This is a genomic window from Candidatus Zixiibacteriota bacterium (assembly GCA_014728145.1).
Lineage (GTDB): Bacteria > Zixibacteria > MSB-5A5 > JAABVY01 > JAABVY01 > WJMC01.
In genome coordinates this window covers 1-19,659 of record WJMC01000146.1, presented here as the reverse complement: position 1 = coordinate 19,659, position 19,659 = coordinate 1, and the positions used below count along the sequence as shown (strand labels likewise).

General features: G+C 50.0%; 17 protein-coding genes. 10 read left to right on the top strand and 7 right to left on the bottom strand.

Annotation, left to right across the window (positions count from 1 at the left end; genetic code table 11):
* The 3 genes from GF404_08675 to GF404_08665 form a co-directional block, all read left to right on the top strand.
* Positions 1-1,042: NADP-specific glutamate dehydrogenase (locus GF404_08675; protein ID MBD3382258.1), on the top strand; the 1,042-nt coding region annotated here is incomplete at its 5' end.
* Positions 1,043-1,228: 186 nt separating this feature from the next.
* Positions 1,229-4,138: a response regulator gene (locus GF404_08670; GenBank protein ID MBD3382257.1), complete on the top strand. Its 2,910-nt coding sequence runs from the start codon at positions 1,229-1,231 to the stop codon at positions 4,136-4,138.
* 26 nt (positions 4,139-4,164) lie between these two features.
* The gene (locus GF404_08665) at positions 4,165-5,028 is read left to right on the top strand and encodes a hypothetical protein (protein ID MBD3382256.1); all 864 of its coding nucleotides are present in this window, start codon (positions 4,165-4,167) and stop codon (positions 5,026-5,028) included.
* On the opposite strand, the gene GF404_08660 is transcribed toward GF404_08665, so the two are convergent.
* The 3 genes from GF404_08660 to GF404_08650 form a co-directional block, all read right to left on the bottom strand.
* Complete coding sequence (locus GF404_08660) at positions 5,021-8,215, bottom strand: pyruvate, phosphate dikinase (GenBank protein MBD3382255.1); 3,195 nt, start codon at positions 8,213-8,215, stop codon at positions 5,021-5,023. The genes GF404_08665 and GF404_08660 overlap by 8 nt on opposite strands.
* Positions 8,205-9,965 carry a hypothetical protein gene (locus GF404_08655; protein MBD3382254.1) on the bottom strand — a complete coding sequence of 587 codons (1,761 nt, stop codon included), beginning with the start codon at positions 9,963-9,965 and terminating at the stop codon, positions 8,205-8,207. The genes GF404_08660 and GF404_08655 overlap by 11 nt, the downstream gene beginning before the upstream one ends.
* Before the next feature lie 149 nt (positions 9,966-10,114).
* Positions 10,115-11,401: a glutamate dehydrogenase gene (locus GF404_08650; GenBank protein MBD3382253.1), complete on the bottom strand. Its 1,287-nt coding sequence runs from the start codon at positions 11,399-11,401 to the stop codon at positions 10,115-10,117.
* Between the two features lie 401 nt (positions 11,402-11,802).
* Here GF404_08650 and GF404_08645 point away from each other — a divergent pair, with 401 nt between their 5' ends.
* Complete coding sequence (locus tag GF404_08645) at positions 11,803-12,123, top strand: hypothetical protein (protein MBD3382252.1); 321 nt, start codon at positions 11,803-11,805, stop codon at positions 12,121-12,123.
* A gap of 2 nt (positions 12,124-12,125) precedes the next feature.
* On the opposite strand, the gene GF404_08640 is transcribed toward GF404_08645, so the two are convergent.
* Together GF404_08640 and GF404_08635 are read right to left on the bottom strand one after the other, a co-directional pair.
* The gene (locus tag GF404_08640) at positions 12,126-13,220 is read right to left on the bottom strand and encodes a 4Fe-4S binding protein (protein ID MBD3382251.1); all 1,095 of its coding nucleotides are present in this window, start codon (positions 13,218-13,220) and stop codon (positions 12,126-12,128) included.
* A 76-nt stretch (positions 13,221-13,296) separates the two neighbouring features.
* Positions 13,297-14,208, bottom strand: a complete 912-nt coding sequence (locus tag GF404_08635) for a TSUP family transporter (GenBank protein ID MBD3382250.1) — start codon at positions 14,206-14,208, stop codon at positions 13,297-13,299.
* Positions 14,209-14,341: 133 nt separating this feature from the next.
* On the opposite strand from GF404_08635, the gene GF404_08630 reads away from it, so the two are divergent.
* From GF404_08630 to GF404_08610, 5 genes are all read left to right on the top strand, one after another.
* Positions 14,342-15,322 carry a DUF1028 domain-containing protein gene (locus GF404_08630; GenBank protein ID MBD3382249.1) on the top strand — a complete coding sequence of 327 codons (981 nt, stop codon included), beginning with the start codon at positions 14,342-14,344 and terminating at the stop codon, positions 15,320-15,322.
* A gap of 243 nt (positions 15,323-15,565) precedes the next feature.
* Positions 15,566-16,402, top strand: coding sequence for a hypothetical protein (locus GF404_08625; protein MBD3382248.1), 837 nt, complete (start codon positions 15,566-15,568; stop codon positions 16,400-16,402).
* Positions 16,395-16,898: a cupin domain-containing protein gene (locus GF404_08620; protein MBD3382247.1), complete on the top strand. Its 504-nt coding sequence runs from the start codon at positions 16,395-16,397 to the stop codon at positions 16,896-16,898. The genes GF404_08625 and GF404_08620 overlap by 8 nt, the downstream gene beginning before the upstream one ends.
* A 1-nt stretch (position 16,899) precedes the next feature.
* On the top strand, positions 16,900-17,367 hold the full coding sequence (locus GF404_08615) for a hypothetical protein (GenBank protein MBD3382246.1): 468 nt from the start codon (positions 16,900-16,902) through the stop codon (positions 17,365-17,367).
* 2 nt (positions 17,368-17,369) lie between these two features.
* Positions 17,370-17,876, top strand: a complete 507-nt coding sequence (locus tag GF404_08610; GenBank protein ID MBD3382245.1) for a peptide deformylase — start codon at positions 17,370-17,372, stop codon at positions 17,874-17,876.
* Here GF404_08610 and GF404_08605 read toward each other — a convergent pair.
* Both GF404_08605 and GF404_08600 read right to left on the bottom strand, forming a co-directional pair.
* Positions 17,873-18,394: a hypothetical protein gene (locus GF404_08605; protein MBD3382244.1), complete on the bottom strand. Its 522-nt coding sequence runs from the start codon at positions 18,392-18,394 to the stop codon at positions 17,873-17,875. The two genes, GF404_08610 and GF404_08605, sit on opposite strands and share 4 nt — an antisense overlap.
* The gene (locus GF404_08600) at positions 18,385-18,960 is read right to left on the bottom strand and encodes a sigma-70 family RNA polymerase sigma factor (protein ID MBD3382243.1); all 576 of its coding nucleotides are present in this window, start codon (positions 18,958-18,960) and stop codon (positions 18,385-18,387) included. The genes GF404_08605 and GF404_08600 overlap by 10 nt, the downstream gene beginning before the upstream one ends.
* Before the next feature lie 133 nt (positions 18,961-19,093).
* On the opposite strand from GF404_08600, the gene GF404_08595 reads away from it, so the two are divergent.
* A complete protein-coding gene (locus GF404_08595) occupies positions 19,094-19,459 on the top strand; it encodes a hypothetical protein (GenBank protein MBD3382242.1) in 366 nt (121 codons plus the stop codon).
* Positions 19,460-19,659 lie beyond the last annotated feature (200 nt).

Here is a 19,659-nt window from a genome sequence, read left to right as displayed (position 1 = left end):
GGCCTTTGAGCAGGTCTTCAAAAACAGCCTGACCACTCTCCCGATGGGCGGTGGTAAAGGCGGATCCGATTTCGATCCTAAGGGCAAGTCGGATAATGAAGTAATGCGCTTCTGCCAGAGCTTCATGAGCGAACTCCAGCGTCATATCGGTCCCAATACCGACGTACCGGCTGGTGATATCGGTGTCGGTGGTCGTGAGATCGGATTTTTGTTTGGCCAGTACCGCAAGATCAGAAATGAATTCACCGGGGTTTTAACCGGCAAGGGCACTAACTGGGGCGGTTCTTTGATTCGTCCGGAAGCCACCGGTTACGGCGCGGTCTATTTCGCAGCCGAGATGCTCAAGACACGCGGCGAAACCCTCGAGGGTAAGACCTGCCTGGTCTCCGGTTCAGGAAACGTATTCCAGTACACTTCAGAGAAGCTTCTCGAACTGGGTGCTAAGGTCCTCACCGTCTCCGATTCCGGTGGATACATCCACGATCCGGAAGGTATCGACCGCAAGAAGCTGGATTACATCATGGATCTCAAGAATGTCCGTCGCGGTCGGATTAAAGAATATGCCGACGAGTACTCCAGCGCGACCTACACCCCGGTTGATCCCAACCGCGATCACAATCCGCTCTGGGGCCACAAGGCTGACTGCGCCTTCCCGTCTGCCACGCAGAACGAAATCAATGCCAAGGACGCCCAGAACCTACTCGATGCTGGTGTCTATGTGATCTCCGAAGGTGCCAATATGCCGACCGTTCCTGAAGGTGTGAAGCTCTTCGTCGATAAGGGTATCCTCTACGGTCCGGGTAAGGCCGCCAATGCCGGTGGTGTGGCGGTCTCAGGTCTGGAAATGGCCCAGAACAGCATGCGCTACTCCTGGACGCGTGAAGAAGTCGATAATCGCCTTAACCTGATCATGCAGAATATCCACAAGGCTTGCGTGGATGCCTCTGAACATTTTGGCACCCCTGGCAACTATGTCAATGGTGCCAATATTGCCGGCTTCCTGAAAGTCGCCGATGCCATGATCGATCAGGGAATCATCTAATCGAGAAATTGCCCTGAAATTAGAATTAAAACGGAGTGGAAAATTCCCGCTCCGTTTTTTATTATAAGATTCGTAAATATTAAGCATCCGGGGGCGACTTATAGTTTATAGGTAGTAATGCAGGATTTCATCAAAATACTCAAAGAACGCGAGAACCTGAATCGTTTTCAGCTTTTCCAGAGCCTGATGCGTTACAGGATTCGCGATATTCTGCTGGTCTCCTCGCTCTATGATTCGTTTATCCTGGAGGAAGATGGTCATCTATATGAAATGATCCTCTCCGGGTACCACGAGTTCAACCTTTCCCAGGCACCTCGCCTGACCCGTGTCTCAAACGGCAGTGAGGCGATCGAAATGGCACGTGAAAAGGGCCGTTTTGACATGATCGTCACGACATTGAACCTGGGGGATATGCAGGCCCTGGAACTGGCTCGCAAGATCAAGGAGATAAATCCCGATCTTCCGATTGTGCTTCTGACCTACGAAAACAGAGAGTTGAACGAGCTGATATCAAATTACGATGTTTCCGATTTCGAAAAGGTGTTTATCTGGCAGGGAGATTACCGCATCCTCCTGTCAATAATTAAATTCGTCGAGGATCGTTACAATGTCGCTGAGGATATCGCCAACGCCGGGGTGCAATGCCTGATTGTAATTGAAGACAACGTAAATTTTTATTCATCGTTTTTACCAATAATTTATACTGAGCTTTTCCAGCACTCGCAGGGGCTGATAGCGGAGGGTATAAATATATCCGACAAGCTGCTCAGGATGAGGGCTCGTCCCAAGATCCTGTTGTGCTCATGCTATGAAGAGGCCTGGCAATATTACCAAAAATACGAGGAATATGTGCTGGGCGTAATCTCGGATGTCGAGTTCCCGCGCAAAGGCAAAGTCGACCGCCGGGCCGGAATCACTTTTGCCCAGGCGGTTAAATCATCGCATTTCGATATCCCCGTATTACTTCAGACCGATTCGCCGGAATACCGTAAGATTGCCGAGGAGAAGGGATTCTCCCTGATTTACAAGAGTTCCGATACATTACTCTCTGATCTCAAGCGGTTTATGACTGACAGCCTCAGCTTCGGAGATTTTATCTTTCGTATGCCGGATGGTTACGAGGTCGACAGGGCCAGCGATCTTCGCACTCTGGAGCGAAAACTAGAGAATATCCCGGCTGAGAGCCTGCGTTTTCATGCGGAACGCAATCATTTTTCTAACTGGCTGAAGACCCGTACTGAGTTCTACCTCGCCCATAAGCTTCGCCCCAGGCGTGTCTCTGATTATGATTCGATTGAGAAGCTGCGTGAACACCTGATAAATTCACTGCGGGAATTTCGTCGCGAACGTCATCTGGGATCGATTTCTGATTTTGATCCGGATACTTTTCATTCGACCGCCAATTTTGCGAGGATCGGACGCGGTTCACTGGGCGGCAAGGCGCGCGGTCTGGCGTTTGCCAATACCCTGATCGCGAATTTCAAGATCAGTAAACTTTTTAAGAATATCAATATCGGGATACCTCTTTCTGTCGTGATCGGCACCGATGTTTTTGATCGTTTCCTGCAGGATAACGAGCTTCGAAAATTCGCGATGCATGAAGCCAACGATGACATCATCCGGAAACGCTTCCTGGATGCCGATTTCCCGCAGGATATTATCCGCCAGTTACGTCAGTTTCTGGAACTGGTTGAGGACCCGCTGGCAGTCAGATCATCCTCGCTTCTGGAGGATTCACGCTACCTGCCGTTTGCCGGCATTTACGCGACATATATGTTGCCCAATATCAATATCAACCTGGAAATCCGCCTCAAGCAGTTGTTAAGCGCGATTAAGCTCGTGTATGCCTCGACTTTCTGTCATCTCGCTAAAGGCTATATCAAAGCTACACCGTACCGCCTAGAGGAAGAGAAGATGGCGGTCATAATCCAGAAACTTGTCGGCTTCAAGCACGGCCAGAGATTCTATCCCGATTTTGCCGGGGTTCTGCGTTCACACAACTTTTACCCGACTCCTCCAATGTCAGCTTCCGATGGAATCACAGCGATGGCTCTCGGACTGGGGGGGATGATTGTCGAGGGTGAGGAGGTGGTTCGTTTCTGTCCACGCTATCCACGGCATGTGCTCCAATTCTCCAATGTCGAGGACACCCTGAGTTATACACAGAAAGAGTTTTATGCGCTGGAAATGGAGGATTCGGATGAAACTACAGAAAACCGCCCGGAACTCAGACTTCGTCGTTTCAATCTGAAGACTGCAGAGCAGGACGGCACATTAAATTATGTGGGATCGACTTATTCGCCGGATAATGATACGATTACGATCGGATTGTCCCGGCGGGGTGTGCGGCTGGTTACATTCGCGCCGATTCTCCAGACCGATATTTTTCCACTTCCACAGATTCTGAGCCTCATAATGGAAATGGGGAGCTGGGGAATGAATTCACCGGTTGAAATCGAATTTGCCGTCAACCTCAGTACGCCTCCGGGAATGAAGAAGGAATTCGCCTTTTTACAGATACGTCCCCTGGTCAAATCTCATGAGGCCGATGAACTCAATGTCGAGGATGTCCCGGAAGACCGTCTTTTGGTTCAATCGCCGACTGTTTTGGGCAACGGAGTTATCGAGGATATTCGCGATGTGGTTGTGGTCGACCGCGAGGGTTTTGACAGGGGACGTTCGCGCGAAGTAGCTGAGGAAGTCGGACGGTTTAACGGTGATCTTCTCAGCAAGGGCGTGCCCTACCTGCTGATCGGTGTGGGACGCTGGGGATCATCTGACCCCTGGCTGGGTATCCCGGTCACCTGGGATCAGATCTCCGGCGCACGGGTGATCGTCGAAACCGGAATGAAGGGGTTCAAGGTTACGCCTTCCCAGGGAACGCATTTCTTTCAAAATATAACCTCATTCATGGTGGGCTATTTTACGGTCAATTCGACTTTCAAGGGCGGGATGGTCGACTGGGAATGGCTGTCTCGACAACAGGCGGTCAAGAGCCTGCAGTTTACACGTCATCTCAGGTTCAAATCGCCACTGGTGGCCAGGATGAACGGCCACAATCACAAGGGTATTATCCTTAAGCCTGAAGGTTACTGATTCAAGCATAATTGGGGAGAAGATAATTGCTTGCCTGTTTGTTCGTTTCCGATCTGCACGGTCTTTTATCGCGTTATGACAAGCTTTTCAACTTGATAGTCAGCGAGATACCACGTGCCGTCTTTATCGCCGGTGATATATTGCCATCGGGCATGTTTATGCGCTACCAGACATCAGATATCGACGGTGATTTCATCGACGACTATTTGGCATATAATCTTCGCCTGATTCGGAATAAACTGAATGACAGGTATCCGGATATATACCTGATTTTTGGCAACGATGATCCACGGATTGAAGAACAGCGTTTTATCGAGTACGATGAAGAGGGTCTGTGGCATTATATGCATACGCGCAAAAAAGTACTGGAAGAGTTTATCATTTATGGTTATGCCTGTGTTCCGCCTACTCCATTCATGCTCAAGGACTGGGAGCGTTACGATGTTTCCCGCTACCTCGATCCGCTGGCAAGTTCACCTGAGGAAGGTTCCCGCACTGTGGCAGTCAATTCTCACAGGGTCCGATTTGGTACAATCAAAGAGGATCTCGAACATCTTGCTGGCAATGATGACCTGTCAACGGCAGTCTTTCTGTTTCACACCCCGCCCTACAATTCCAAGCTCGACCTGGGTGACCTGGATGGCAAGATGGTAGACCATGTTCCGCTCGATCCCCATCTCGGCAGTATAGCGGTCGAACGATTCATCAAGTCTCGCCAGCCATGGCTGACACTTCACGGGCATATACATGAATCCACGCGTTTGACCGGATCATGGCAGGAGTTGTGGGGACGAACGATTATGTTCAATGGTGCCCACGACGGTCCTGAACTCGCGGTGATCAGGTTTGACCTTAAGAATCCGGCTTCCGCTACGCGAGAGATTATTTAGTTTTCTTTTTCTTGTTGATCTTGAGGGGGCGCGCGGCATCAGTTACAGCGCCGATCTTGACGGCATAGCTGGTGCGATTTTTGATATCCTCATCTGTGACGAGATGGTAGTCGAGCATCTTCTCGGTACGGTAACCGGTGCGCTGGTAGTTCATCTCACTGATGACATGATCCCATCCATCCAGCCAGGTCATCAGAAGTTCACGCTGATTCTTGTCCCCGTCGAAGTGAACAAGTATATCGATGTCCGAGCCGGGGCCGGCGGTGGCGTTTTTGGTACTGCCGAAGACATATAAATTCTTTACACCAAATTTATCAGTGTCGATTTTCTCCGCCAGCAGGTCAGCGAGCCTCATCCGCCAGCGCCAGTAATTGGCAGGTTTTTTACGGATGGAATTTTGCTGTGTTGAAGCGGCCGAGGCCACCTGCGAGATACGGTCCGTGACCAGCCCGATAGCCTCGTCCAACTCGGCATTCATGAAAACATGAAGAACCTGACCCTCGGTCACTCGGGGAATGTCAATGAGGTGAATGGCATTCTTTAAATGTGCATAGGATGGCAGGAGGTCAGGCAGGATGTTTTTCGATCTTTTCAGGAAGTTTTCATTGAACAGGGCACCATCATCATCGGGATACAAGGGCAAATAGCGGATTCCAGCCTCTACCAGGTCCTGGAAGAAATGGGTACCAAATGATAAATCGGGAACGTAATTACCCTGTTTGCGGGCCACTTCGATCAGTACCGCGGTATTGTTGATGTCGGAATAAGTCACCGGTACACCCAGCTTGATGTCACCGCGACTGCCCCAGCGTCCGGGACCGATCAGGATGAACTGATGTTTGGGTAAAAGCTTGTTGAGCTTCCCGACCGCTCGTCCGACTTCGTTTAAGCTCTGCTTGTCGGGCAGTTCAGCGTAGGCTGTCGGATCGACAAAAACTATGTGCGTGATGTTAGTCGCGCTACCGTTTGATACGTAGCGATTAGCTGAAAACAAAATCTTGTCCTCGGCTACATCCTTGGGGATCGGCGCTGGCTGACTTTCCTTCGAGTAGCTCTGCGGACGGCACTGAAGCAGGTAAAAGCTATGGCCGTCGGATGCGAACTCGATATCGACTGGTGTATTCAGTTTCTCTTCCAGAAGCTTCAGGATAGTCTGCATCTGTTTGATGAAAGGAGTTTTGCTGACCAGACCATCAAAAGTGATGACTACATCATCTTCTTCGAAATCCGGACCTAAACCCATGGGCTTGCGCAATGCTCCCTCCTGGTTTATCGAGATCATGTTCTTGATGCCCGGAACTTCATCCCCGTAATTTCTTAACAGTTCTTCGACCTCTATCGTCTCAAAGCTGTTTGTCTCGAGATTGATTACATCTATGTATTTAGGCGCATAACGGATTACCTCATCGAGACTGGCATTGACCCGCAGATTAGGTTTCCCGGGCGCGATCAAAACCGGGTAATCATCAGCCAGACGGTCGACCGCGCGTGTTCCCAGGCCGGCCACAAGCCTGACCAGGCCGTCCTTGCGGTCGATTCTCGGCGACCAGCGAAATTCGTTGTTCGAGAAAGCCACCCCCGCAAAAGAAGGCATGAAGTAATGGCCGATTTTCGTACCTACGACTTCTTCGATCATGATACCCATTTCCTCGCCGAAATCGATCAGGCCTCGTTCAGCCCGGTATTCGATCGGGTCGGGCGAAAAAGTTGAAGCGTAGACCTCGGCGATAGCATCCAAAAGAGCTTCCAGTCTCTGCTTTTTTGTGCCCTGGTTGGCCAGAAAGAGACTCTTGTACTTGCCCGAAAAAGCGGAACCCATACGGTCTTCCAAGAGGCTTGAACTGCGTACGATCAAAGGTCTTTCCTCGAAATCGTCCAAAGCGACAGACAATCCCTTCACCATTTCCGGTGGGAAATGACTGTTTTTAAAAGTCTGGACGATATGAGGATATTCATAACGAATCTGGTTGATGTCCTTGTATTTCTGCTCCACGATCTCATCGAAATTGTTGTAATGCATAAAGTGAAGCAACATATCGGAAGTTATATGCCACGTCCGCGGGACCTTGATACTGCCCAGAAGGTCAGCGTATTCGGTTGATTTTCGCAGTATCTGGGCCGCCAGGTACAAGCCGGCTGACTTACCGCCCAGCTTGCCATGGCTTTCGGCCGAGAAGATTACTTTCTGGAGCAGGTAATAGAAGTCCGAGACTTCAATGAACTGCTTGGCGATATTGATGTAGTTCAGCTGGTCGGATAAAAAACGCCTGATAAGGGATACTTCGACCCCGCGTTTACCTGTCGAGTGGAGTTCTATGCCCTCCTGTTGCATATGATGGTAGCGCCGGATGGCATCGCTGACAGTCGCCAGTGATAAATTTCTGTTGACGACCTGGATCAGGAAACTGAGTTTGTCTTCCTGCATCCACTTCTGGAGACGAACCAGTATCTCCTGGTCGGAAAGATGTTCGGAAGCGATACTGAAAATGTTTTTAACCATTTCATCGGATAGATGAAATGCCTTTTTTTCGTGCGGACGGTTGGAATCCCGATCCATTCCGTTAACCTGGTCACCGCGTTCCATACCGGAACTCTGGCGGAGTTTTTCGGCCTTCGTAATACCGCTCCAGCAGAGATAGTTCAGCATCTTGTGGGAGACGTTAAAATACAGATTCTTGTCGGTGCGATGAAGAAGATCCAGTACAACTTCCCACTCAGAGCGTTTATGTTCGACTATGTCTTTTTTGGCGGTTTTTACTTCCTGTGATACCTTTTTTATATTCTGGAAGATAATAAAATGCGCCAGCCGGTCGCAGATAGTATGAATCAGCTTGCGTTCTTCCTTCAAAAACGGTCCTTCGTCTTCTTCCGGCATTTCCTCGGTGTAGTAAACGCTGATCGAACCGACTTCTTTATCCTGAATGACGATCGGCGCGCTCTGAACCCAGGATGATTCAAAGAAGTTCGGCGACTGGTAGGCTTTGTCATCGAGGATGATTCTCGCGGTACAGATATCCGGATATTGCCATCCGGGCGGAATAGCATCAATAATACCCTCGCAGACATCAGCGATGTCGTTTTCGGGTTTATTCATCAGCTCCTCGATACGGTACAGGCAATTGAGCTCCTTGGCCCGTTCCTGGAGAGCATCGATCAGCTTATCTATCGGTTTCTTTTCATTGAGCATGATAAATCACTCCTCTGCCGCCGCGCCCGTCCACTTTTACAAGTATCGGCTGTTTCAGACGAATATGACGCACAAAATCTGTCTCCTGGATCGCATTTTGACCCGCCAGCCAGTCCCAGTCGATTTTAAATTTGCGGTCGTGATGGACACAGAAATAAGTCACCTGGAAACTGGAAAGGTTGTGGAAAAAGTGCGATCCCTGCGAGAGCTCGACATTCATATCGGGCAGAGTCGCCTCGACGATCACCCGGGCGTTTCCGATCTGGCCCCAGTTGACCCCGATTCCAAGCCAGGGGTCCGATGATCCCCAGCGCCCGAAACCGATCAACAGATAATGCCTGTTTTCGTTGGCCAGCGCAAGGTTGATCTTTTCGAGTTCAGCTTCAATTTGCTGGGTATACCTGGCTTCGAACGGCTCAGGTTTGACATAAACTATGTCGACCAAATCATCACGGGTGCCGTTGCCCATTATTTTTTCGGAAGCCAGAAGCACATTATCACCTTCCAAATCGGATGTGTTCAGTTCGACCCTTTCATCGGAGACCACCATCGGCCGTACCTGCAGAAATCCGAACCGGGCCGGTAACGCCCGGCGGTTGTCGAGGTTGATCGCGAATTCAGTTTCGACCGGTGTTCCGACAGCCTCTTCACATATCTTCAAGAGCGTTTTTACCAGTTCCACGAGCGGGATCTTGTTCAACTCAAGTATCGGGGCAAAATTCAACAGCCTGGGACCTTTCGGACCGGTACCGATCACCAGGCGGTCACGCTCAGCCGAGTAGGTAGAAGCAATATGTTCCAGGGTGCCATCGAACTCGGCCTCTTTGAGACCGCAATGCAGGAGGTATTCTGTTTCTTTCACAGGATCATGTTCAGGTGGTTTGCCCATATTAATAGCCCAGAATTTTGTCTGGGAATCTTTTAAAAGATCTCCGATAGAATTGGAGGGTGGAACGCTTTTGGGATAGGCCGGCGAAAATGTCCAGGCCACACCGCCGTCAACGATCGTTTTACCAAGTCCCAATGCCAGATCGACTACGCCATCCTCGGGTTTCGCATGACCGGTTGGATAGAAATTGTAGGATCGTGCCACGCCGGAGATATGCGGGTAATACCGCTGGTCGTGCCGGAGCCCGACAACTTCCTGGATAATGACCGCCATCTTTTCATCTTCGGTCTTCTTATTCGTAGCCCGGATATAGCTCTTGGCATCGCGGAAAAAAGTCGAGGCGTAAACGAATTTTATCGCCTCAGTCAAAAAACTGTAGCGCTGGTCGATAGAGGGTTGATTGTTCGGAATCATCTTGGTGCCGTAGACACCGGCAAAGGGTTCATAGATTGCGTCTTCCAGCATGCTCGAGGAGCGTATCGCCAATGGAGTTTTCGTGTCCGATATCAAGGCCCTCAAGTCGCCCAGAAATTCGACCGGCAGGTCAGCATTCTGAAAAGCGTGGGCGATACGATCGTCGGGAGCATCGGAATAGGCGATATCTTGAAGTTTATTGTGTTTCATGAAGCTGTCGAACAAGCTGGTCGAGAGCACCGTAAAACGCGGGATTGTGATCTCTACTCCGGAAAAAAAATTACGATCGAGTTGATCTTTCAAGAAATCATGAATAAATGCCAGGCCGAGAGCTTTGCCCCCGATAGAATCGTAACCGATACGAGTGATCGGCTCTTCGCTTGCGAAGAACTTGCGTTTGAAGACCGGAACTTTGTCAACAGCCCGGGAGAGCCTGTTATTCTGCATCGCCCTATTATTCCTCCGCAGGGAATGTATCACATTATCGATCCGAAAGCAAGCATTGATGCCGTAACTGTTTAAATTCGAATCCCTGACTGCATAAAAAACCCCGGGCTTTTAAACCCGGGGTATATAATAACAAACTGTCCTGAAGATCAGACCCAGCCACGGTCGACACATGCCTGCGCCACCCTGCCGATCGAAATCACGTAGGCGGCATCGCGCATATACAATTTGCGTTTGCGCGCCAATTCGCTGACGGCGATATAGGCGGAGGTCATCTTGATATCGAGCTTGCCGAGGACTTCATCCTTTTCCCAGAAGTAGTTCATATTCGACTGAACCTGTTCAAAGTAACTGCAGGTCACACCACCGGCATTGGCCAGAAAATCAGGGATCATGAAGATATCGCGCTCATGAATGGCCTGGTCGGCCTCAGGTGTGGTCGGGCCGTTTGCGCCTTCCGCGACCAGCTTGACTCTCTTATGGATTTTTTTGACATTTTCAGCCGTAACCTGGTTTTCCAAAGCGGCGGGAATCAGGATATCTACTTCCTGCTCGATCCAGGCGTCACCGGGAAGGACCTCGTAACCGAGATCTCGCGCCTTGTCTTTATCTATACCGCCGAACCTGTCTGTAATTTTCAAAAGCTCATCCATATCGACTCCATCGTTCTTGCGGAACGAATAGGAGGTCTGGTCGTCCTGGTCCCAGCATGAAACACAGACGACCCGTCCACCCATCTGGTTGAACAGCCTGATGGCATACTGGGCCACGTTCCCGAATCCCTGCACCGAGGCGATCGCCTGATCCGGCCTCATATCCAGCTCCTTGAGGGCTTCGCGAACGGTATATATGACACCGTAGCCGGTAGCTTCAGTGCGTCCCAGGGAGCCTCCCATACCGACCGGCTTTCCGGTAATCAGGCCGGTTTTCTTTTCACCGTGGATGGTCTCGAATTCATCGAGCATCCAGAGCATGTGCTGTGCGCTGGTCATGACATCCGGAGCAGGCACATCACGGTACGGACCGATATCCTTAGCCAGCTGACGTACCCAGCCACGGCAGAGCGCTTCCTGTTCGCGCATCGAGAGGTTATGCGGATCGCAGATCACGCCACCCTTGGAACCGCCTAGCGGAATATCAACCACCGCCGTCTTCCAGGTCATCCACATCGCCAGCGCGCGCACGGTATCGATCGTTTCCTGGGGGTGGAAGCGGATACCGCCCTTGCCCGGTCCACGCGCATCATTGTGCTGGACCCTGAAGCCCCGAAAGATCTGAACGGTGCCGTCATCCATACGCACCGGTATATTGAAACTGTATTCGCGCATAGGACTGCGCAGAATGTCGCGAGCAGCCTGGTCCAGCTCCAGAAGTTCGGCGATCTTGTCGAACTGAGCCTGGGCCATCTTGAACGGATTGAATGCTCCCGTACTCATTTTACAACTCCATTTAGATGTTGAGTTTTTTTGAAGAGATGATCAGAAAACCGTGGAAATGAAGATGATTTTGCATGCAGTCGGCCGCTTTCCGGTCGGCTGTGGTTATCATTGAGAATTGACACCTTTTTCATCTGTTCAGTTTCCAATGCCTTAATCCTCGTTTCCCACAGGCATCGTGATATTAACACTTCTTACCTGTTTGTCAAGGGCTTTATCGATTGATAAAATAAAAATGTGAGAAAATTCACAAGATATGCGATTAAATTGGTATTATATATCCATGCAGTAATCTTTTTCGGCTTGTCGAGCTTGCTCATCGGCGTTGGATTTTCTAATATGGAACAATGATTATTAAGATTCATTATAGTAAACAGTGAAGCGATAGGAAAGGAAGCTAAATGAAAACCTTGATTGTCGAGTTGATAGCTCTGGCGATTGTGGCCGCGGTAATCATACTGCTGGCCTGTTCGAAAACCGGAAGCGAGGCGAAAGTGATTGATCTCAAAGTTAGCGGGATGACCTGCAATAAATGTGTTGAACGTGTTACCAAAGCGCTCGAGAGCGTTCCCAATGTCGATACGGCCAAGGTCGACCTGGAAGCGGACCGCGCGGTTGTCGAATATGGTCCGGATAGGCCGGATGTGGACAAACTGCTTGAAGCTGTAAAGGTTATCGGCTATGAAGCGGAAGTTATTGACCAGTCGGAGGCGGCCAGGTAAGCTTACTTTTTAAAGCTGAACTTGATGGCGTCGAACTCGCAGTCGCCCAGGCACTCTCCGCAGGAGGTGCAATCCGGGGCTGACTTTGTTTCCTTATCCAGAAGCTTATATATCGTCGGACAGGGGGCTCGGTCACGGCAGTTTCCGCAGTCGGTGCAGAGGTTGTGATTGACCCGGACACGTCCAGGCGCGATCTTTTCCAGAACCCATGTAATTGCCCCGATCGGACAGATCAGGTAGCAAAACGGACGATACAGGATCAGGCTCGAGATCACCAGCAGGGACATCATGATTATGAAGATCGTGTCGATCTGCCAGTGCAAAAGTTCGAAGAAATTTATCGGCTCGTATAAGTTGTAGTTCGAAAACGCCGCCCAGATACCACCCGAAGGATCGGCATCCATGTTTTCTGCAAGTCCCGCGATCTGTTCTCTGACCATAAAGAAAGTCACGACAAACAGAACCAGAAGAGCAATGCGCACGCTGTTGAAAGCGGTGAAGTTGAATTTTCGATAATGAAATTTATGGGGGATTTTGTTGACCAGGTCCTGTAAAGCACCCAATGGACAGACCCATCCGCAGAACCATTTGCGCACAAACAGGCTCGGAATCAGCATAGCAAAAATCAACGCCAGAAAAGCGGGGAAAAATGACCCGAAGGTGAATTTGAACATAAACGCCTTGGTCAAAGCGCACATCGGAGAGGGGTGAAGCGGATAGAAGTAATCCAGTCCATAGAGCACAAAAGCCGCGCTCATCACACCGGCTCGCACCCAGACGTTGGCCTTGCGCCAGAACAATAGCACAATACCGACTATCATCAGGACAGCGAAACCGAGGTATTTCCCGCCCAGCAGGAAATCCCAGATGCCGGCTGACCTGCTAGTTTTTCGAGCCTCCTCTTCATGCTCATCGACCGGGTTGGCGGATGATGCACCATGCTCCTGGTCGGCTTGATTTTGGCTGGAAGCGACTTCCTCCTGCGGGTTTTCACAGGTCGTGTCGTTGACCTCGAAGGAATCTGTCTGGGAAACCAGAGGCAGTGGAAATAACAGCAAAAATGCCAGTGCGAGTGTTGAAATCAGTCTGCCATCCATGATGGGTTGATAATGTTTTCAGCTCGATTTGTCAATAAAATATCGCACCGAAATGCTCAAAAATAAATCATCCTGATTAGAGGAAGTGTCCCAGTATGTATTTTAATGCGATGGCCGTGACAGAGAAGCCCAAAATCAGCTTGATCAGTTTCTGCGGTAGATATCTTTGAATCCTCGCCCCGAGATACATTCCCGCCGCTCCGCCCAATCCGAATGCGAGTCCGAGCAGGAAATCGGGCCGGACAGTTTCCCGGGCAGAGCTTAATTCCTGGCCCAGAATGGCGTAGAAAATCACTCCAAGTATGGAAGTTACAAATGTCGAGGTCAGGGCCGCCCCCGCCACGGTATAGACCGGCAGTCGATAGACCGATACCAAAACCGGTGCGATAAATGCTCCGCCCCCGACTCCATAAGCACCGCCCACCAGCCCAACAACCAGGGACAAGGCGAATAGTCCCAAATTAGAGACTCTGTAATTTTGATTATCGAAATCAAATGATAACCTTCTCAGGCGATAGGATACATTTGAAACAGCGAATGACTTGTTTGTTGCCGGATCGGATTTTTGTGTTTGTATTCGACCAGTTTTTATCGGTGAGAATAGATCCAGCCACACCCTAAACGAGATCAGTAGCAGAACGAATCCGGCAAACAGCTTGAAATTCTGCGGATCGGGCAACCAGGTTACACGGATGACTACCCCGGCCAAAAGGCCCGGAAGACTGCCGGCGACTATTATCATTGCCAGAGGCCAGAGCATCCGGCCTTCGCGCATGAAACGATAGATCCCGGATGGAATCGCGACGATATTGAAGATCAAATTGGTGGGCGAAACCGCAGGTGAACTAAAGCCCAGTATCGAGACCTGAAAGGGCAGGATCACGAAAGCTCCCGAAATACCACCCATCGAAGTAAGGCAGGATATCAGAAAAGCCACGACCGTCGGCAACCAGAAAAAAGTTTCCACCCCTGATACAGGAAATTCGATCAAAACGACCTCAATCGCATATAGCACTGACAAATTATATTTTCCGAAACGGTAAGCTACAAAACAAATTAAGAGCTTGCCACGATTTTCTTTATCTGTTTAATTCAATATAGAATCAGTTTAAGGAGGGAAAATGAGAAAGGTGTTCTTAGTCTGCCTGCTGTTTGCAGTGGTTTCGTCTCTTATGGCGAGCGATCAATCCAGGCCGGTGCGGCCGGTCAATACTTACTCGATCGTCTGCTACGATCCCGAGACCAATCAGTTTGGCGCGGCGGTGCAATCACACTGGTTCAAAGTTGCCGATGTTATCTGGGCCGAACCTGGTGTGGGTGTGGTGGCCACCCAGTCGCTGGCCGATTTCTCCTATGGTCCGCTGGGTGTTGAAATGATGCGCTACGGCAAATCGGCGCAGGAGGCACTCGCAGGCGTGATTGCCAGCGATCCGAATTATGACGTTCGCCAGGTGGCAATGATCGATTCATACGGTAATGTCGCCACTCACACGGGTGAAAACTGTATCGCCGAAGCAGGGCATCATGCGGGCCGGTTCTATTCAGTGCAGGCCAACCTGATGGAGAAAAGTACAGTCTGGGATGCTATGGCCGAGGCCTATGAGAACAGCGAGGGAGATCTGGCCGACAGGATGATGGCGGCGCTGGAGGCGGCCCAGGCCGAAGGCGGTGATATCCGCGGTAAACAATCGGCGGCCATGATCGTGGTCAGTGGAGATCCAAGCGGGATCGAATGGCGCGATAAATTAGTCGATATTCGTGTGGATGATTCCTCTGAGCCGCTGGTTGAACTGCGTCGACTCCTGAATATCACGCGCGCCTACAATTACATGAATGAAGGCGATGAGCATATTGCCGCGGGTGATTTCGACAAAGCCAGCGAGGCCTATGGCATGGCGTCCGACCTGGCCGAGGGCAACCCCGAGATTCTGTTCTGGTATGCGGTCGCTCTGGTAACTGCCGAAGAAGTTGAGATGTCCCTGCCGATTTTCAAAGACGTTTTCGAGATGGATGAGAACTGGCGGGTTTTGGTTCCGCGTCTGGTTGAGTCTGAGCTTTTGCCTTCTGATGACGAGTTGATAGAATTGATCACCTCGCAGTGAATCCTGTCGCGAAAGAAGCACGGCGATATTTGCGTCATAATTTTTTGTCGCTCTCAACTCAAATTCGAACCATCTTCAAGATGTACAGGCAGGCTCAGTGTCATTTAGATTCAATGATCAGAAATCCCACCGCCTGAAAGCTATCAGGTGACAAATGTCATGAATCACGAACCTATTGACTTGACTTTACCATTCGTATTATCATAGGTGCTGTGAATCTCATGACAACAACGAGGTAACTCTATGCAATCCAAACTCGCGGAAAAACTGAAACTCAAACATAACCCGGTGGCGATACTCTGGAGCGATGATAAACCCGACGGTGCCAGGCAATTTACCGGGGGGCGCTGGGGCTGTGTGATGAGCCTGTTTGCGCAGGCCGCCCGTGGCAAGACCGCGGTCTTTGACCGGGATACTTTCGGATGTTTCGGCGGAGGGACCGGTCTCGGATTCGGCAATGTCTATGAACAGAGATGGCCGGGCGGAATCGAATGCTTCCATCATTTTTTATCTATAGGAAATATCCGTCGTGAGGGAGGCGAGGAATCCCTCGAGGAGGTACGTCCGTATGTGCGCGATCAAACTCATGACAACCTGGCTGAGGGTGAACGCTATGTCAAATCACCGGAACTGGTCAAAAAATATCTCGAGAACCTGCCGATGATCGATGTACCCGCTAAATATGTTGTCTTCAGGCCATTGCCGGAAGTCGATGAAAAAACGGAAGAACCGGTGGTGGTGGTTTTCCCGGTCAATCCGGATCAGCTCTCGGCTTTGACTGTCATGGCTCATTACGAGCGCGATGATATGAACGCGGTCTATGCCCCGTTCTGCGCCGGATGTCAGTCGGTCGGGATTCTTGCCTATCACGAATCCAAAGCCGAAAAACCGCGCGCGGTGATCGGCCTGACAGATATCTCCGCCCGGGTCTTTACCGCGAAAACTCTCGGCAAGGATATATTGACTTTTGCTGTGCCCCTCAAGATGTTCCACGAGATGGAATCCAATGTCGAGGGCAGTTTCCTGGACCGTCACAGCTGGCAGAAATTACAGAGGATCAACGAGCCTGAAGATGACTGACATCGAAAAAATAATCGAACTGCTGGAGCTAAGGCCTCACCCGAAAGAAGGCGGTTACTTCGCCGAAATCTATCGTTCAACGGATAAATTAAAGGCGGGCTGTTTGCCCGGACGTTACGAAACAGATAAGAGCCTGGCGACTTCGATATACTATCTGCTCACAGCGGATACGAAATCGGAACTCCATCGCCTCAAATCCGATGAGATCTTTCATTTCTACCTGGGCGACCCGGTCGAAATGGTAAATCTGTATCCAGATGGTGAAAGCGCATCAGTCACTCTCGGAGCGGATATATTTAACGACCAGAAAGTCCAGCACCTGGTGCCCAAAGATGTCTGGCAGGGAGCGATCCTTGCCCCGGGCGGAGAGTTCGCATTATTAGGAACCACCATGGCGCCTGGTTTCGACTACGATGATTACGAGCCTGCTGACAGAGAGGAGTTGATTGCTAAATACCCCGAACACAAAAAAATCATCGAAAAACTGACAGGCTGAAATGGATATATTCGAGAAAATTTGTATATTTTTACGTGATCAGGAAATTGAGTTCAGAACAGTGCATCATGAGCCGACGACAACCTCCGAAGCTTCGGCCAGAGCTCGTGGCGAAGACCTGAAAACCGGTGGCAAAGCCCTGGTGATCAAAACCGATGAAACATTCCGACTATTCGTCCTGAGCGCGTCATTAAAAACCAACTCGAAGAAGATCAAGAAGCATTTCAACTGCAGGAGAATCCGTTTTGCCGACCGCGATGAGCTCTATGACCTGACCGGCCTGGTGCCGGGAGCGGTGCCCCCCTTCGGACGACCCATTCTGGATCTGAAATTATACGTCGACCGCTCGATTGTTGAAAATGAGAAGATCGCTTTCAATGCCGGATCATTGACAGACTCGATCGTGATGAAAACTGAAGATTACCTGAAAGCCGCGAATCCTGAAATAATCGATCTTTCAAAGGAATAGATATGGCTGTAAAAGAGATACTGAAACTCGGCAATCCCGAGTTATATGAGAAATCGGAACAGGTCTGGCCGGATGAGCTGGATTATATCGCGCGGGTGACAGATGACCTGCGTGATACATTGCTGGATTTTCGTGAGCGCCACGGTTTCGGTCTGGCGATCACAGCTCCCCAGATCGGGGTCAAAAAGAGGCTGGTCTTTGCCCATATCGGTACCGACCTGATCCTGGTCAATCCGGTTCTAAAAGATATGTCCGAGGAGATGATCGAACTCTGGGACAACTGTATGAGCTTCCCGGAACTTCTGGTGAAAGTCCATCGCCATAAAAAAGGCCAGATCGATTACCGTGATCTCAACTGGTCGGAACAAAACCTTGTACTGGGCGGTGATTTGTCACAACTTCTTCAGCATGAATGCGATCATCTCGATGGAATCCTGGCGGTCCAACGGGCGGTCGATGATAAATCATTTGCCTTAAAAAGCGAGAGGGATAAGCTCGATCAGTCTTAGATAAAACAGCTCGTTGTAGCAGTCCTGCGCGCGTGGACCACCAGCCTATCGACCAGCACAATCGCACCTATCACGACGGCAACCATGAAGACCAGGTTAACATCAAGCCCGATGTTTTCGAAGAGATTCTGAAAGGATTTCAAAGTCAGGTCAAAAGCGCTCTGACCGCTTCCCTCAACCTTATCGAGACTGCCCTGGATCAATTCCTGGTCGGAGAAATACCAGACCGAAAAAAAGCAGGCGAATATGCCGACCAGCCAGATAACCGCGCGTGATAATTTGAACAGGATTTTTTCAGTCGAATCCTCCTCGACAGCCGAGGCGACGGTATGCGCGAAATCAGCGGAAAGTTCGAAATTCGGCTCAATTGCAAGGTAACCTGACAGCTTCTCGTATTCGGCCAGACGCTCGCGACATTGGGGGCAATCCGCCAGGTGGGCCTGGAGTTCTTCGCGGTTTTGAGGACTGCCATCGATATATTCCTGAAGCAAGTCGTCTGTCAGATGATCTATCGCCATAGATCCTCCCGGTTGTATCTCATTTCCAGGCGTTTTTTGAGCATCTTCCGCGCTCGAAAAAGGTAACTTTTGACAGTGCCGGAGGGCTGATCGGTCACCTTGCCGATTTCATCATAGCTCATCTCATCCAGATGATACAGAGTCAGGATCGTCCGGTAACGTACCGGAAGCTTTTCGATCTCATTATTTAGAATTTTTGAGAGCTCGAAATCCTCGGAATTCATATCAGGACTCGGGGCCTGATCGGCCTGGTTTTCGATTGTCAGCGAATCATCTTCAATTATATCATCGTACAAGGGCACTTTTTTCTTCTCCAGATAGTTCAGACAGCCGTTATAGGCTATCCTCGCGATCCAGGTCGAGAGCTTGGAATCGAATCGAAAACTCTTGAGATTTTTATAGACTCTCATAAAAACCTCCTGGCAGATATCCTCCCGGTCGGCCGGGTTGGCTATCATACGGAAGACAATATGGCTGACCAGCTTCTGATAATCCCGCACAAGTTGTTCAAAGGCATATTGATCACCGGCCAGTATTCGTTCAACAAGGGCTCTCTTTTCGACCATATTTTCTCATTTCCTTATTGATCTGACAGTTAGTATAAATAAATGTTGCAGTAATTTCTTATAAAAATCTGCAACCTTTGAGACGTGCTCCGGTCAGATAGAGCAGAAACAATAACTTCTGAGGAGGATTAAAATGGATGGTTTCTGGGAAGTATCGCCGGTAATAATCGTGTTTGGCGCGGCGGTCCTGATCGTCAAGTATGCCATGGATTATAAAGTTAAACACAAATTGATCGAAAAGGGCCTGGTCAACGAGAAGGTGAAGTTTTTGTCACGGCACGTAAATGGACATAACGATTCCATAAAGTGGGGCCTGGTCCTGCTGGGGGCCGGAATCGGCCTGGTGGGAGTCGAGTTCCTGCCGTTTCGATATCAGACTGATGAAATCCGGGTTGGTATGGTGGCCATGTTTGCAGGGCTTGGATTAGTGATTCACTATTTCATCGCGACATTGTTTTCCAAGGATAAAAGCGAGCACGAGAATTCAGCAAGCATATAACCACCTAGAAACAGCGCATATATAAAAACCGCCGGTGCATGAACCGGCGGTTTTTATTTTAACAGCTGTGATGTTATCTAGAAGGCTCCCACGAAGCCGGTTACGACTCTGGACTCTTCTGATTCCATCTCGTAAGTATATTCCACAAAGAAGCGGAGATTGGAACGGAAGACGTGCCCCACATGGCCGGTCAGAGAACG

What these genes read in the sequence shown, in the direction of transcription:
- GF404_08620 (MBD3382247.1), top strand. Translation starts at nt 16,395, where the DNA reads ATGACTGACATCGAAAAAATAATCGAACTGCTGGAGCTAAGGCCTCAC.
- GF404_08610 (MBD3382245.1), top strand. Translation starts at nt 17,370, where the DNA reads ATGGCTGTAAAAGAGATACTGAAACTCGGCAATCCCGAGTTATATGAG.
- GF404_08640 (MBD3382251.1), bottom strand. Translation starts at nt 13,220, where the DNA reads ATGGATGGCAGACTGATTTCAACACTCGCACTGGCATTTTTGCTGTTA.
- GF404_08645 (MBD3382252.1), top strand. Translation starts at nt 11,803, where the DNA reads ATGAAAACCTTGATTGTCGAGTTGATAGCTCTGGCGATTGTGGCCGCG.
- GF404_08660 (MBD3382255.1), bottom strand. Translation starts at nt 8,215, where the DNA reads ATGCTCAATGAAAAGAAACCGATAGATAAGCTGATCGATGCTCTCCAG.
- GF404_08625 (MBD3382248.1), top strand. Translation starts at nt 15,566, where the DNA reads ATGCAATCCAAACTCGCGGAAAAACTGAAACTCAAACATAACCCGGTG.
- GF404_08615 (MBD3382246.1), top strand. Translation starts at nt 16,900, where the DNA reads ATGGATATATTCGAGAAAATTTGTATATTTTTACGTGATCAGGAAATT.
- GF404_08600 (MBD3382243.1), bottom strand. Translation starts at nt 18,960, where the DNA reads ATGGTCGAAAAGAGAGCCCTTGTTGAACGAATACTGGCCGGTGATCAA.
- GF404_08605 (MBD3382244.1), bottom strand. Translation starts at nt 18,394, where the DNA reads ATGGCGATAGATCATCTGACAGACGACTTGCTTCAGGAATATATCGAT.
- GF404_08655 (MBD3382254.1), bottom strand. Translation starts at nt 9,965, where the DNA reads ATGCAGAATAACAGGCTCTCCCGGGCTGTTGACAAAGTTCCGGTCTTC.
- GF404_08670 (MBD3382257.1), top strand. Translation starts at nt 1,229, where the DNA reads ATGCGTTACAGGATTCGCGATATTCTGCTGGTCTCCTCGCTCTATGAT.
- GF404_08650 (MBD3382253.1), bottom strand. Translation starts at nt 11,401, where the DNA reads ATGAGTACGGGAGCATTCAATCCGTTCAAGATGGCCCAGGCTCAGTTC.
- GF404_08630 (MBD3382249.1), top strand. Translation starts at nt 14,342, where the DNA reads ATGAGAAAGGTGTTCTTAGTCTGCCTGCTGTTTGCAGTGGTTTCGTCT.
- GF404_08595 (MBD3382242.1), top strand. Translation starts at nt 19,094, where the DNA reads ATGGATGGTTTCTGGGAAGTATCGCCGGTAATAATCGTGTTTGGCGCG.